The organism is Bradyrhizobium sp. 87 (assembly GCF_023073015.1).
Taxonomy (GTDB): Bacteria; Pseudomonadota; Alphaproteobacteria; order Rhizobiales; family Xanthobacteraceae; genus Bradyrhizobium; species Bradyrhizobium canariense_D.
Window position 1 is genome coordinate 72,562 of sequence record NZ_JADPIQ010000086.1, and the last position, 13,216, is coordinate 85,777.

At 64.1% G+C, this 13,216-nt stretch carries 12 protein-coding genes; 11 read left to right on the forward strand and 1 reads right to left on the reverse strand.

Features of this window, described 5'->3' with window-relative positions; translation table 11 throughout:
* The first annotated feature begins 200 nt into the window (after window positions 1–200).
* From IVB50_RS21170 to IVB50_RS21215, 10 genes are all read left to right on the forward strand, one after another.
* Window positions 201–392 (forward strand): hypothetical protein, encoded by a 192-nt coding sequence (locus IVB50_RS21170; RefSeq protein WP_247297119.1) that lies wholly within the window; start codon window positions 201–203, stop codon window positions 390–392.
* A gap of 7 nt (window positions 393–399) precedes the next feature.
* Window positions 400–1,812, forward strand: coding sequence for a mannose-1-phosphate guanylyltransferase/mannose-6-phosphate isomerase (locus tag IVB50_RS21175; RefSeq protein WP_247297120.1), 1,413 nt, complete (start codon window positions 400–402; stop codon window positions 1,810–1,812).
* Window positions 1,813–1,996: 184 nt separating this feature from the next.
* Window positions 1,997–3,001, forward strand: a complete 1,005-nt coding sequence (locus IVB50_RS21180) for a Gfo/Idh/MocA family oxidoreductase (RefSeq protein WP_247297122.1) — start codon at window positions 1,997–1,999, stop codon at window positions 2,999–3,001.
* A 39-nt stretch (window positions 3,002–3,040) separates the two neighbouring features.
* Window positions 3,041–4,192 carry a DegT/DnrJ/EryC1/StrS family aminotransferase gene (locus tag IVB50_RS21185; protein ID WP_247297338.1) on the forward strand — a complete coding sequence of 384 codons (1,152 nt, stop codon included), beginning with the start codon at window positions 3,041–3,043 and terminating at the stop codon, window positions 4,190–4,192.
* A gap of 43 nt (window positions 4,193–4,235) precedes the next feature.
* Entirely contained in the window at window positions 4,236–5,762 is a 1,527-nt protein-coding gene (gene murJ, locus IVB50_RS21190) for a murein biosynthesis integral membrane protein MurJ (protein ID WP_247297125.1), read from the forward strand.
* Between the two features lie 164 nt (window positions 5,763–5,926).
* Window positions 5,927–6,343 (forward strand): SRPBCC family protein, encoded by a 417-nt coding sequence (locus IVB50_RS21195; RefSeq protein WP_085348818.1) that lies wholly within the window; start codon window positions 5,927–5,929, stop codon window positions 6,341–6,343.
* 285 nt (window positions 6,344–6,628) lie between these two features.
* Window positions 6,629–6,907 (forward strand): DUF1127 domain-containing protein, encoded by a 279-nt coding sequence (locus tag IVB50_RS21200; RefSeq protein WP_247297128.1) that lies wholly within the window; start codon window positions 6,629–6,631, stop codon window positions 6,905–6,907.
* 278 nt (window positions 6,908–7,185) lie between these two features.
* A complete protein-coding gene (locus IVB50_RS21205) occupies window positions 7,186–9,495 on the forward strand; it encodes a xanthine dehydrogenase family protein molybdopterin-binding subunit (RefSeq protein WP_247297129.1) in 2,310 nt (769 codons plus the stop codon).
* A gap of 88 nt (window positions 9,496–9,583) precedes the next feature.
* Window positions 9,584–10,030, forward strand: a complete 447-nt coding sequence (locus IVB50_RS21210; RefSeq protein ID WP_247297131.1) for a cytochrome c — start codon at window positions 9,584–9,586, stop codon at window positions 10,028–10,030.
* Window positions 10,031–10,318: 288 nt separating this feature from the next.
* Window positions 10,319–11,614 carry a cystathionine gamma-synthase family protein gene (locus tag IVB50_RS21215; RefSeq protein WP_026233389.1) on the forward strand — a complete coding sequence of 432 codons (1,296 nt, stop codon included), beginning with the start codon at window positions 10,319–10,321 and terminating at the stop codon, window positions 11,612–11,614.
* Window positions 11,615–11,692: 78 nt separating this feature from the next.
* Here the strand turns inward: IVB50_RS21215 and IVB50_RS21220 are convergent, their stop codons facing one another.
* Window positions 11,693–12,109, reverse strand: coding sequence for a CHRD domain-containing protein (locus IVB50_RS21220; RefSeq protein ID WP_007602019.1), 417 nt, complete (start codon window positions 12,107–12,109; stop codon window positions 11,693–11,695).
* A 155-nt stretch (window positions 12,110–12,264) separates the two neighbouring features.
* Between IVB50_RS21220 and IVB50_RS21225 the strand changes: the two genes are divergently transcribed.
* Window positions 12,265–13,194 carry a cytochrome c gene (locus tag IVB50_RS21225; RefSeq protein WP_247297133.1) on the forward strand — a complete coding sequence of 310 codons (930 nt, stop codon included), beginning with the start codon at window positions 12,265–12,267 and terminating at the stop codon, window positions 13,192–13,194.
* Window positions 13,195–13,216 lie beyond the last annotated feature (22 nt).

Here is a 13,216-nt window from a genome sequence, read left to right on the forward strand (position 1 = left end):
AGGAGCCCGCATGCAGGGCGGCCGGCTATTGCGGCCCCGTCGATGCGGAGGCTAAAGAGGCGCCGCGGGCGAAAGATCGAGCGACGGATCGGGCGAAGCGGCCCTGGGGAACAGGATGAGGGATCACCGCAGATCGTCCGGCTGCCGCAAATGCGCCGTCTAAGGTCTACAATGTCGGCGACCACCACCCGGAAGAGCTGATGCAGGTCGTCGGAGTTCTGGAGCCGGAGCTGGGTCGGACGGCGATCAAAGAATTGCCGCCGAGAGACCTTTTGGAAACGTCCGCGGATGTCGAGGATCTGATGCGCGATACCGGCTTTGCACCGTCAACGCCGATCGCGCACGGAATTCGTAATTTTGTCACCTGGTATCGGAACGACCTCAAGGTTTGAAATGACGATGGACAAACGCATTATCCCCCTGATCATGTGCGGCGGTGCCGGAACGCGGCTGTGGCCGGCTTCGCGCGAGGTGCGGCCCAAGCAGTTCCTGCCGCTGTTCGGCACGCGCTCGACCTTCCAGGATACGCTGTTGCGCGTCTCGGAGGCCTCGCTGTTCGATCGCCCGATCGTCATCACCAATGCCTCCTACCGCTTCATGGTGCTGGAGCAGCTCGCCGAAATCGGCATTGAGGCCGACGTGATCCTCGAGCCGATGCGGCGCGATTCCGGGCCTGCGATCGCAGCTGGCGCGGTGTTCGCACAGAACCGCGCCAGTGAGGCGATCGTGCTCGCGCTCGCCGCCGACCATGTGGTGCAGGACAATGCGGCCTTCGTCGCGGCGTGCCGCCAAGGCCTCACCGCCGCGAACGCCGGGCGCATCGTCACGTTTGGCGTCAAGCCGGAGCGGCCGGCGACCGAATACGGTTATATCAGCCCGGGCGAGGTCATCTCAGGCGAGGTGCACGCGGTCGCGCGCTTTGTCGAGAAGCCGGATGCGGTGAAGGCAGCCGACTACGTCAATTCCGGCTATCTCTGGAACAGCGGCAACTTCATGTTTCCGGCCAGCGTCCTGCTGGACGAATACCGCAAGGTCGATGCGGCGAGCGTGGAGACCATCTCCAATGCCGTGACCAATGCCGGCCGCGATCTCGGCTTCGTGACGCTGGAGCCCGAGGCGTTCGGCGCGGCCAAGGCGATCTCGATCGACTATGCGGTGATGGAGAAGACCGCGCGCGCCGCGGTCGTGCCGGTGTCCTGCGGCTGGTCCGACGTCGGCTCCTGGCACGCGGTGTGGGAATTGTCGGACAAGGACGCGCAAGGCAATGCTTCGCATGGCAGTGCGGTGTTCGAGGATTCCCGCAACTGTAACGTCACCACCGACTCTGCGCTGGTCGCGCTCGAAGGTGTCGACGATCTCATCGTGGTGGCGACCGCGGACGCAGTGCTGGTCTCGCGTCAGAAGGATGCCAACGGGCTGAAGCGGCTGGTCACGAAACTCAAGGCGGTCGCGCCGAAGGTCACCGAGGAGCACCTCAAGGTGCATCGGCCCTGGGGCAGTTACCAGTCGGTCGACAATGGCGAGCGCCACCAGGTCAAGCGCATCGTGGTGAAGCCGGGCGGACGTCTGTCGCTGCAGAAGCACCATCATCGCGCCGAGCACTGGATCGTGGTCCGCGGCACCGCCCGCGTCACCGTCAACGACACCGTCAAAAGCGTGCACGAGAACGAGTCCATCTACATCCCGATGGGCGCGGTGCACCGGATGGAGAATCCCGGTAAAATCATGCTGGAGCTGATCGAGGTCCAGACGGGAAGCTATCTCGGGGAAGACGACATCATCCGGATTGAAGACGACTATCAAAGGTCGTAACCACCACACTCCGAATCACGCGACCCGGGCCAAAAGAGTGGTCTCTTCCAGAGGCTTAAGGCCCGGGAAACGTGTAACTTTTTGAATCAAATCGTGTCCGGACCGCTAGCTCCGCACTCGCCACAAATGTGGCGTCCGTGCTAGAAGCCCCCCGGGGATTTGCGTTGAATCGGGGTTTGCTCACATGAGTTCCACAGGATCTGCACCGGCAAAGGCCGGCTTGCGCGTCGGCGTCATTGGCGCCGGCGTGATGGGCAGCAACCACGCGCGCGTGCTCGCGGGTCTTCCCGGTGTCAGCCTCGTCGGCGTCGTCGATCCTTCGCCGGCACATCGCACGCGGGCGATGGAGCTTGCCAATTGCGCGAGCTTCGAGACGCTCGACCAGCTCTTGGCCGAAAGCGTCGATGCCGTCACCATTGCGGCGCCGACCCATCTGCATCACGAGGTCTCGCTCGCCTGCATCGCCAAGAACATCCACGTGATGGTCGAGAAGCCGATTGCGTCCACGGTCGCGGAAGGCCGTGAGATCGTCACGGCTGCGCAAAAGGCCGGCGTGACGCTGATGGTCGGCCATGTCGAGCGCTTCAATCCGGCCGTTGCCGCCGTCAAGCAGGCGATCGCGGGCGAGGATATTCTGTCGATCGCGATCACGCGCGTCGGCCCATTCCCGCCGCGCATGTCCAATGTCGGCGTCGTCATCGATCTTGCCGTGCACGACATCGATCTGATCCGCTGGTTCACCGAATCCGACATCGTCGAGGTGCAGCCGCAATTGTCGAGTGCGGTCGCCGAGCGCGAGGACATCGCGCTCTTGCAGTTCCGCACCGCCAACGGCGTGCTCGCGCACATCAACACCAACTGGCTGACGCCGTTCAAGGCGCGCAGCGTCACGGTCGCGACCCGCGGCAAATACGTGATGGGCGATCTCCTGACGCGCCAGGTCACCGAATGTTTCGGCTTCAAGCCTGACGGCAGCTATTCGATGCGGCATCTGCCTGTCGGCCATGACGAGCCGCTCCGAGCCGAACTGATCGCGTTCCTCAAGGCCGTGCGCAACGGCGAGACGCCGGCGGTCACCGGCGACGAGGGCGTCGCCAGCCTCGAGATCGCGACGCAGTGCCTGGAAACGCCGTCGCGGCCCGCCGCCAAGTCGTCCGCCCTCAAGGGCCCGCGCCGCGTCGCGGGTTGATCCCACTCCATGTTGACCGATCAAAACCCGCAAGGCGCCATGAACCAGCATCTGCGTTCCGAACCCATTCCCTTCATCGACGTCGCCTCGCAGCGCCGCCGGCTCGGCGACTCGCTCGATGCCGCCGTGAAGCGCGTTCTCGATCATTGTCAGTTCGTCAACGGCCCTGAAGTCGCCGAGCTCGAGAAGCAGCTTGCGGCCTATTGCGGCGCCAAACACGTCATCGGCTGCGCCAGCGGCACCGACGCGATCCTGATGGTGATGATGGCGAAGAATGTCGGGCCTGGCGTCGCCGTCCTGTGTCCGTCCTTCACCTTCATCGCGACGGCTTCGCCGGTGGCGCGGACCGGCGCGACGCCGGTTTATGTCGATGTTGACGAAGCGACCTTCAACATGAGCCCGGAATCGCTCAAGCGCGGCATCGCGACCGCCCGCAAGGCCGGCCTCAAGCCGGTCGCGGTCATTCCGGTCGATTTGTTCGGCCAGCCGGCCGATCACGATGCCATCGCGGAGATCGCCAAGGCCGAAGGCCTGTTCGTGCTCGATGACGCAGCCCAAGGCTTTGGCGCGAGCTACAAGGGCCGCAAGCTCGGCACCTTTGGGCTCGCCACCGCGACCAGCTTCTTTCCCGCGAAGCCGCTCGGCTGCTTCGGTGACGGCGGCGCGATCTTCACCGATGACGACGAGCTCGCGGCGACGCTGCGCAGCATCCGCGTGCACGGGCAGGGCGTCGACAAATACGACAACGTCCGCCTCGGCCTGACCGGCCGGCTCGATACCATGCAGGCCGCCATCCTGATCGAGAAGCTGAAGATCTTCGACGACGAGATCGCCGCCCGCAACAAGGTCGCGGAGCGCTACGCGCGCGGTCTCGGTAATGTGGTCACCGTGCCGCGCGTGGCGCCCGGCAATACGTCGGTCTGGGCGCAGTACACGATCCGCCTTCCCGAGGGTACCGACCGCGACGGCTTTGCCGCCGCGCTGAAGGCCCAGGGCGTGCCGACGGCGATCTACTACGGCAAGTCGATGCATCAGCAGACGGCCTACAAGCAGTACCCGGTGGCAGAGGGCGGTCTGCCGGGCTGCGAGAGCCTGTCGCAGGACGTCATCAGCCTGCCGATGCATGCCTATCTGACTGAAGCCGATCAGGAGCGAATCATCACGGCCGTGCGCGGCGCGCTTTCAACCTGAATTCGCCGTTTTGCTGCGCGAGCTCTTCCTTTAGAAGGGAACGATGCTCGGACGTATCTTCACGGTTGGTGGTTACACGCTGCTCTCGCGGCTGACGGGGTTTGCCCGCGACATCATGCTTGCGGCGATTCTCGGCGCCGGCCCCGTGGCCGACGCCTTTTTCGTGGCGCTGCGGCTGCCCAACCATTTCCGTGCGATCTTCGCCGAGGGCGCCTTCAACGCCGCCTGGGTGCCGGCCTATGCGCACGTCCACGGTGAGCGCGGGGAGGGGGCGGCAAGATTATTCGCCGACCGCATCTTCACGCTGCTGCTGGCCTCGCAGGTGGTGCTGCTGATCGTCGCCTGGCTGTTCATGCCGCAAGCCATGAGCATTCTGGCGCCCGGCTTTTCCGAGGACGCCGAGCAGCGCAAGCTCGCGATCGAGCTGACCCGGATCACCTTTCCCTATCTGCTGCTGATCACGCTGGTGACGCTCTATGGCGGCATGCTCAACGTGATGCAGCGCTTTGCGAGCGCCGCAGCGGCGTCGATCTTCCTCAACATCTCGATGATGATGACGCTGGCGCTTGCCGCCTGGTTTCCCGGCGCGGGCCACGCCGCCGCCTGGGGCGTCCTGATCTCGGGTTTTTTGCAGTATTTCCTGCTCGCCGGCGATCTCGCCCGCCATGGCGGCCTGCCGCGCTTTGCGCCGCTCAAGCTCGACGAAGACGTCCGCGCATTCTTTAAAGCACTCGGGCCGGCGACGCTGGGCTCGATGGGCACGCAGCTCGCGCTGTTTGCCGACACCATCATCGCGACTTTCCTGCCGGCGGGCGCGCTGTCGGCGCTGTATTACGCCGACCGTCTCAACCAGCTCCCGATCGGCGTGATCGGCATTGCCATCGGCACGGTGCTGCTGCCGGAGATGTCGCGGCGGATCACGGCCAACGACCATGACGGTGCGATGAAGGCGCAGCGCCGCGCGTTCGATTTCACGCTGCTGTTCTCGGTGCCGTTCGTCGCCGCCTTCCTCACCGTGCCCGACGCGATCATGCGCGCGCTGTTCGCCCGTGGTGCGTTCTCGAAAGCCGATGCCGCCGCTGCCGGCGCCACGCTCGCGGCCTATGCCATCGGCCTGATCCCCTTCGTACTGATCCGCAGCGCGGTCGCGACCTTCTACGCGCGCAAGGACACGGCGACGCCGGTGCGGGCGTCGCTGACGGGCATCGCGGTCAACGTCGCCTTGAAAATTGCCTTGATGGGATCGCTGGCCCAGATCGGGCTTGCGCTGGCCACTGCCGTCGGCGTCTGGACCAACCTGCTACTGGTGCTGTTCTTCGCGGTGCGGCGAGGCTTTCTCGTGCCGGACCGCGCCTGGCTGTTGTCGCTCGCCAAATTCCTGCTGACCGGGCTCATCCTGGCCGCCGCCTTCTGGCTCATCGCGCGCTTCAGCAGTCCTTCGTTGGGCTCGATGCACTTCCGGGACGAATTGACGCTGCTTCTGCTGGCCGTCGGAGGTACGATCGTCTATGCGCTCGCCATCCTTGCGCTGTTCGGGCGCCGCTGGCTGGTCTCACTGGTGCGGGGTTAACTTTTTCATATTTTCAACGCATTGACGGCTCGAGCTTGTCGGCACGGGCCAGTCTGGATCGTCCTTGGATGGACACATCTCGGAAGTGCGGCGGATGGACCCTGCACACGTGACGTGATGCCGTCACCTCGAGCCGGCAAAATTCGAACCAGGAGCACTGTTTTATGAGGATCACCGTCGAAACCAACGTAGCAGCCCCTATCGATCAGGTCTGGCGCGCTTATACGACGCCTGCCGACATCATGAAGTGGAACGCCGCGTCCGACGACTGGCATACGACCAAGGCGACCGTCGACCTGCGAGAAGGCGGTGTCTTCTCATCGCGCATGGAGGCCAAGGACGGCAGCATGGGCTTTGACTTCGCCGGTACCTACACGAAAATCGTCGAGCACAAGCGTATCGAATACGCGTTCGGCGAGCGAAATGCCGAAGTCGAGTTTGTGCCCGGCCCGAAGGGCATTCTGGTTCGCGTGGTCTTCGATGGCGAATCGACGCACTCGGTCGAGCAGCAGCAAGGCGGTTGGCAGGCAATCCTCGACAACTTCGCACGATACGTGGAAGCGAAGCAGACGAAGTCCTGAGGCGTGTGTAGGGGCAAGAAAGCGCCAGAATAAGGGGCTCGCTTCCAGGGTGCAACCGACCTCCACACATCTCTTGATTTTGCGCGATTGCTATGATAATCGCAACGCATGATCAAATCAGTGCGCAAACTCAACCGCAACCACATGACCCGCTTCGGCCGGGCCGTGGAAGGAGTCGCGCGCTAGAAATTCGACGACGACATCTTTTCACCAGGCCCCGCCGGCATCGGACGGGGCCTTTTGTTTGGCCACGCTTCCCTGCCGGCACAACAGCAGGAGCGTCCGATGCCACCCCAACAGACGATCATGACATCCGAGACGGAGAGGCTCCCCCTCGAGCTTGCCTCGACGTGGAGCATCCCAGGCTTGCTCGCGCGATACTGGCGTGCGCTCCAGGACTGGCGCTGGCGGCACGGCCCACAAATCGCCTTGCGGGACCTGAGTGACCGGGAGCTGATGGATATCGGCCTGACGCGCGGCGAGATCGACTACATCTCGCCGGAACGGGCTATCGATAGGCTGAGGGATCACGCCAGAGATCTATGGAGCCGCGGGGGGATGTAACTGATGAGCCATCCGAAGCGGAGATGCGCTTTGCGAGCAAGCAGCTGTCAGCACGGCTGCGCGTTCTCAGGCGTGGACTGCGGGCGGGTTCGGCAACTATCATGCCATCAAGCGGACCGTTCCTCACGGCGAAATGACCGAGTTGCGGCGCTCCCGTTCCATCCTGCTCTGACAGGTGAGGGCGCTGGACGGTTTTCGCATGGCTAAACCCGTTTGCCTTGCCAGTTTTTCCACGGCAATATGCCGGCAAAACAACCATGAGAAACGGGACGAGAAAAATGGCGGCTCCCATCAAGTTTGGCGTTGGCCAAAGCGTGTTGCGCAAGGAGGATGACGCGCTCATCCGCGGCAAGGGCCGCTATACCGACGATTATGCGCCGCAGGCCGTGCTTCACGCCCTGATGCTGCGCTCGCCGCATGCGCATGCCAAATACACCATCGATGCGAGCCGCGCCCGCACCCTTCCCGGCGTCGCGCTGATCCTGACCGCCGATGACGTTGGGGATCTCGGCAATCTGCCCTGCCTGTTCAATCTCGAGACCGATCCCTTCACCGGGCCGCCTTACCCGATCCTCGCCAAGGACGAAGTGCGCCATGTCGGCGATTCCATCGCCTTCGTGGTCGCCGAGACCATCGACCAGGCCCGCGACGCGATCGAGGCGATCGAGGTCAAATGGAGCCCGCTGCCGGCGGTGACCGGTGTCGTCAATGCCGTGAAGAAGGGCGCGCCGCAGGTCTGGCCGGACAAGCCCGGCAACGTGCTGTTCGACGTCTCGATCGGTGACAAGAAAGCGACCGAAGCGGCGTTTGCCAAAGCGCATGCGGTGGCCGAGATCTCGATCGTCAATCCGCGCGTGGTCGCGAACTTCATGGAGACGCGCGCGGCGGTGTGCGAATACGACGCCAAGCGCGACCATCTGACGCTGACGGTCGGCAGCCAGGGCAGCCATCGCCTGCGCGATATCCTCTGCCAGAACGTGCTCAACATTCCGACCGACAAGATGCGGGTGATCTGCCCCGACGTCGGCGGCGGCTTCGGCACCAAGCTGTTTCCCTATCGGGAATACGCCCTGTTGGCAGTCGCCGCGCGAAAGCTGAAGAAGGCGGTGAAATGGGCCGCCGACCGTACCGAGCATTTCATGGGCGACGCGCAGGGCCGCGACAACGTCACCACCGCGAAGATGGCGCTGGCCGAGGACGGCAAGTTCCTGGCGATGGATTGCGACCTGATGGGCGACATGGGTGCCTATTTGTCGACCTTCGGGCCCTATATCCCGCATGGCGGCGCCGGCATGCTGCCGGGCCTCTACGACATCCAGGCGTTCCACTGCCGGGTGCGTACCATCTTCACCAACAGCGTGCCGGTCGATGCCTATCGCGGCGCCGGGCGGCCCGAGGCTGCTTACGTCATCGAACGTCTCGTGGACGCCTGCGCGCGAAAACTCGACATGACGGTGGATGCCATCCGCCGCAAGAATTTCATCCAGCCGAAGGCGCTGCCCTACAAGACCGCGACCGGCAAAGTCTACGATTCCGGCGACTTCGCCGCGCATCTGAAGCGCGCGATGGAGATCGCCGATTGGAAGGAGTTTGGCAAGCGCGCCAAGGCGGCCAAGAAGAACGGCCTGATCCGCGGCATCGGACTTGCGAGCTATGTCGAGGTCTGCGGCACCATGGGCGAGGAGACCGCCAATGTGCGGATGGACCCCAATGGCGATATCACGGTCCTGATCGGCACCCAGTCGAGCGGGCAGGGCCACCAGACCGCCTATGCGCAGATCGTTGCCGAGCAGTTCGGCGTGGCGCCCGAGCGCGTGCACGTCCACCAGGGCGACACCGACATGATCGCCACGGGCCTCGGCACCGGCGGCTCGGCTTCGATCCCGTCGGGCGGTGTCAGCGTCGAGCGCGCGACCCGCGAGCTCGGGCAGAAGCTGAAGGAAATCGCGGCCCAGGCGCTGGAAGCCAGCGCCGGCGACCTCGAGATCACCGACGGCATGGTGCGCATCGCCGGCACCGACCGCTCGATCTCGTTCACTGATCTCGCCAAGCGGCCCGGCGCGGATCCCTCGAAGCTGAACGCGAGCGCGACCTTCGCCAGCGCCGACGGCACCTATCCCAACGGCACCCATGTCGCCGAGGTCGAGATCGATCCGGCCACCGGCATCATCAAAATCGTCAACTACGTGATCGTCGACGATTTCGGCATGACGCTCAATCCGCTGCTGCTGGCCGGCCAGGTCCATGGCGGCGCCATGCAGGGCATCGGCCAGGCGTTGATGGAGCAGGTGGTCTATGGCGCGGGCGATGGCCAGCTCGTCACCGCGACCTTCATGGACTACGCGCTGCCGCGCGCCGCGGACGGGCCGGCCTTCGTGTTCGAGACCGCCAACGTTCCCTGCAAGACCAATCCGCTGGGGGTGAAGGGCGCGGGCGAGGCCGGTGCGATCGGGTCCTGCCCGGCGGTCGTCAACGCCATCGTCGACGGGCTCTGGCGCGAATACAAGATCGACCACATCGACATGCCGGCGACCCCGGAACGGGTGTGGATCGCCATCAACGAGCACCATCGCCGTCACAGCCTGTGACAATCTTCCACGGGAATGAAATCTGCCGAGCGGTGTTGGCCCATTGAGGGGTCAGCACGATCCTGCATCAAGGAAAGGGATTTTGCGAATGAAGCGAGTGTTGGTGGTTGGGGGTGCGCTCCTGCTCGGTATGGGCGCGGTTTGGGCACAACAGGACGCCGTCAAGGAAGTGCAGACTCTCATGAAGGGCAACGGCAAGAACGCCGGCGCAGTGGCGGCCATGGTCAAGGGCGAGAAGCCCTATGATCAGGCCACTGTGGACAGCGCGCTGGCGCAGTTCGAGGACACCGCCAAGAAGCTGCCGCACCTGTTTCCGGCGAGCGCAAAGGGCATGAAGCCCGAGGGCGACTACAGCGCCTCGCCGAAGATCTGGGAGGACAAGGCCGGGTTCGATGCGAAGGTCGCGAGCTTCGCCAAGGTCGTCGGCGAGGCCAAGGGCAAGATCAAGGATCTCGACTCGCTCAAGGCGAATTTCCCCGCGGTCGGCAAGGAATGCGGCGGCTGCCACGAGACGTTTCGTGTGAAGAACGGTTGACGGAAGAAAAAGATTCGTAGCCCGGATTGCGCTTCGCTCCATCCGGGCTACTGGGAATCGGGAAAAAGCGGTTGCGAAAGCAGCCGCTTTTTTCATGTCGGCGCGCAGCGCTGCTGGAAATTCTATCCGCAAGGCCTGACGGATCGCTACCGGAGCAGCTATCTTTGCTCCAGCCGCCGCGGCATTGGCGTGAGCTTTGACGCTGACGCATCTCGCTCCTGACTGCGTCACGACATCAGGAGTTCCAACCCGCGGCGAGCGCCTCAATCAGCAACAGCGAGACAAGCCATGGTAAAACCGTTCCCGTCTAAGACGCACATCGGCAACCATATGCTGCATCCGGAAACGCTAATGCTGACCTATGGCTACGATCCTCAATTGTCGGAAGGCGCGGTCAAGCCGCCGGTGTTCCTGACCTCGACCTTCGTGTTCAAGACGGCCGAGGACGGGCAGGACTTCTTCGATTTCGTCTCCGGCCGGCGTGAGCCGCCGGAAGGGATGGGCGCGGGCCTGGTCTATTCGCGTTTCAATCACCCCAACAGCGAAATCGTCGAGGACAGGCTCGCGATCTACGAGCGCACCGAGAGCTGTGCGCTGTTCTCATCCGGCATGGCGGCCATCGCGACCACGATCCTGGCGTTCGTCCGCCCCGGCGACGTCATTCTGCACTCCCAGCCGCTCTACGGCGGCACGGAAACGCTGCTGACGAATACGCTTGCGCGTCTGTCGATCGGCGCCGTCGGCTTCGCCGATGGCGTCGATGAAGCCGTGGTCAGCCGGGCCGCGGAGGAGGCCATGCGCAAGGGCCGGGTTTCGATGATCCTGATCGAGACCCCGGCCAACCCGACCAACGGGCTGGTCGACATCGCGATGATGCGGCGTGTCGCCGACACCATCGGAAAGGCGCAAGGACACGTTCCGATCATCGCCTGCGACAATACGCTGCTCGGGCCGGTGTTTCAGCGACCGATCGAGCACGGCGCCGATATTTCCCTGTACTCGCTCACGAAATATGTCGGCGGTCATTCAGATCTGATCGCGGGCGCCGCGCTCGGCGCGAAGGCGGTGGTGAAAGGCATCAAGGCGCTGCGGGGCGCCATCGGCACCCAGCTCGATCCGCATTCCTGCTGGATGATCAACCGCTCGCTCGAGACGCTGAGCCTGCGCATGGAAAAGGCGGATGCGAATGCGCGCCTCGTGGCGGACTATCTGCGCGATCATCCCAAAGTGGCCAAGGTGCACTATCTCGGTCATCACGACGCGGCGTCGCCGGACGGACTTGTGTTTGCACGGCAATGCTCGGGGGCGGGGTCCACGTTCTCGTTCGACATCGTCGGCGGCAAGGCCGCCGCCATGAAATTCCTCAACGCGCTGCAAATCCTCAAGCTGGCGGTGAGCCTTGGTGGAACGGAGTCGCTTGCGAGCCTGCCTGCCACCATGACCCACTCCGGCGTCCCCGCTGACATCCGCCGGAAGATCGGCGTGCTCGATTCCACGATCCGGCTGTCGATCGGCATCGAGCACCCGTCGGATTTGATCGCCGACCTCGCGCAGGCGCTGAACGCAGCCGAACCTGAGGTGTGACGCCTGCGCCAGCGCTACGCGGAATCGAAAAGGGCGGTTGCGCAAGCAGCCGCCCCTTTTGTTGGATCGCTCGAAAGCTTACTTCGTCACCTGACCGCGGATCTCGCCGCCCGGATTGGCCGCGGTGTGGATGTTGACGTAGAGTTTGCCGCCGAGCAGATCGGCGGCCTGCGCGTCGGTCAGCGTCGCCGAGCCCTCGGCCGGGCTGGTGGCAGCGCCTGGGATCGGGATCGCAACGCCGGCGTTCTTGCCGGGCTCGGCAGGTCCGTGGAAATGCGCGGCGGTGGCGGGCCCGGACAGGCCGGAATAGGTGACCTTCCAGGACAGCTTCTTGCTGGCGGCGTCGTAATCCAGATCGGCCGTTCCGGTGCCGCTGCTCGTCGTTGCGGGGACCTCGGACTTGGCGTCGAGCGTTGCTTTCAGCTTTTCGGCGCTGGCCGAACCCGCAAAAGCAACGGCGCCAAGCACTGACATGGCGATGACGATCTTGTTCATGATTTTTCTCCCTGCTGAACCCGTTTGGGCTGCCAAACTTCCAACAGCCGGTATTGCAGTTTATTCCCGTTTCATGCTGCGGTGGGCTAAATTCTTCGTGGCTGGAGCCGCGAGGACATCGGTCATAAGCTTCGCCGCGACGACGAAAGGACCGCATGTTGCGACGAACAATCTCCGTGGCGCTGCTCGCCGCACTCGCCACAGCCGGCGTCTATTGGTGGCTCAGCGCGCCGGTGGGGGCGGCGGTCGGCACCGCGCCCGCCCGCGTCCCTGATCTTGCCAATGGCCAGCTGATGTTCAACGCCGGCGGCTGCGCCTCATGCCATGCCGTCCCCGACCAGCCCGATCGTCTCAGGCTCGGCGGCGGCGTCGCGATCAAGTCGCCGTTCGGAACGTTCTATGCGCCGAACATCTCGTCCGATCCGACCGACGGCATCGGCAAATGGAACGATGCCGAATTCGTCAATGCGGTGATGCACGGGGTCTCGCCGGACGGAGGGCATTATTTTCCGGCCTTTCCCTATACGTCCTATCAGCACGCCAGGCGCGAGGACGTGCTCGATCTCTTTGCGTACCTGAAAACGCTGCCGGCCGTCGCAGGCAAGGTGCGCGACCACGATGTGCGCTTTCCGTTCAACATCCGGCGCAACGTCGGCATTTGGAAATTCTTGTTTCTGGACGACAAGCCCTTCGTCCCCGACAGCGCGAAGTCACCGCAGTGGAATCGCGGCGCCTATCTCGTCAACAGTTTTGGCCATTGCGCGGAATGCCACAGCCCGCGCAACGCGCTCGGCGGCATCATGGCCGGACAACGCTTCGCCGGCGGCCCCAATCCGGAAGGCGAGGGATGGGTGCCCAACATCACCCAGAAGGGCCTCGGCGAGTGGAGCGCGAAGGATATTGCCTATTTCCTGAAGACCGGCGAATTGCCCGACGGCGACAGCGTCGGCGGCGCGATGACGCGGGTGATCAAGAACACCTCGCAACTGCCGGACGACGATCTCGCGGCGATGGCGGACTATCTCAAATCGCTGCCGCCGGTGGACGGTCCGCCGCGTCCCAAGCGCAAGGAGGGCGGCACCTGATCGGGCCTGCCCTTTTTCGGAC

Coding starts and splice junctions, on each gene's coding strand:
- IVB50_RS21170 (WP_247297119.1), top strand. CDS start 201: ATGCAGGTCGTCGGAGTTCTGGAGCCGGAGCTGGGTCGGACGGCGATC.
- IVB50_RS21175 (WP_247297120.1), top strand. CDS start 400: ATGGACAAACGCATTATCCCCCTGATCATGTGCGGCGGTGCCGGAACG.
- IVB50_RS21180 (WP_247297122.1), top strand. CDS start 1,997: ATGAGTTCCACAGGATCTGCACCGGCAAAGGCCGGCTTGCGCGTCGGC.
- IVB50_RS21185 (WP_247297338.1), top strand. CDS start 3,041: ATGAACCAGCATCTGCGTTCCGAACCCATTCCCTTCATCGACGTCGCC.
- murJ (WP_247297125.1), top strand. CDS start 4,236: ATGCTCGGACGTATCTTCACGGTTGGTGGTTACACGCTGCTCTCGCGG.
- IVB50_RS21195 (WP_085348818.1), top strand. CDS start 5,927: ATGAGGATCACCGTCGAAACCAACGTAGCAGCCCCTATCGATCAGGTC.
- IVB50_RS21200 (WP_247297128.1), top strand. CDS start 6,629: ATGCCACCCCAACAGACGATCATGACATCCGAGACGGAGAGGCTCCCC.
- IVB50_RS21205 (WP_247297129.1), top strand. CDS start 7,186: ATGGCGGCTCCCATCAAGTTTGGCGTTGGCCAAAGCGTGTTGCGCAAG.
- IVB50_RS21210 (WP_247297131.1), top strand. CDS start 9,584: ATGAAGCGAGTGTTGGTGGTTGGGGGTGCGCTCCTGCTCGGTATGGGC.
- IVB50_RS21215 (WP_026233389.1), top strand. CDS start 10,319: ATGGTAAAACCGTTCCCGTCTAAGACGCACATCGGCAACCATATGCTG.
- IVB50_RS21220 (WP_007602019.1), bottom strand. CDS start 12,109: ATGAACAAGATCGTCATCGCCATGTCAGTGCTTGGCGCCGTTGCTTTT.
- IVB50_RS21225 (WP_247297133.1), top strand. CDS start 12,265: ATGTTGCGACGAACAATCTCCGTGGCGCTGCTCGCCGCACTCGCCACA.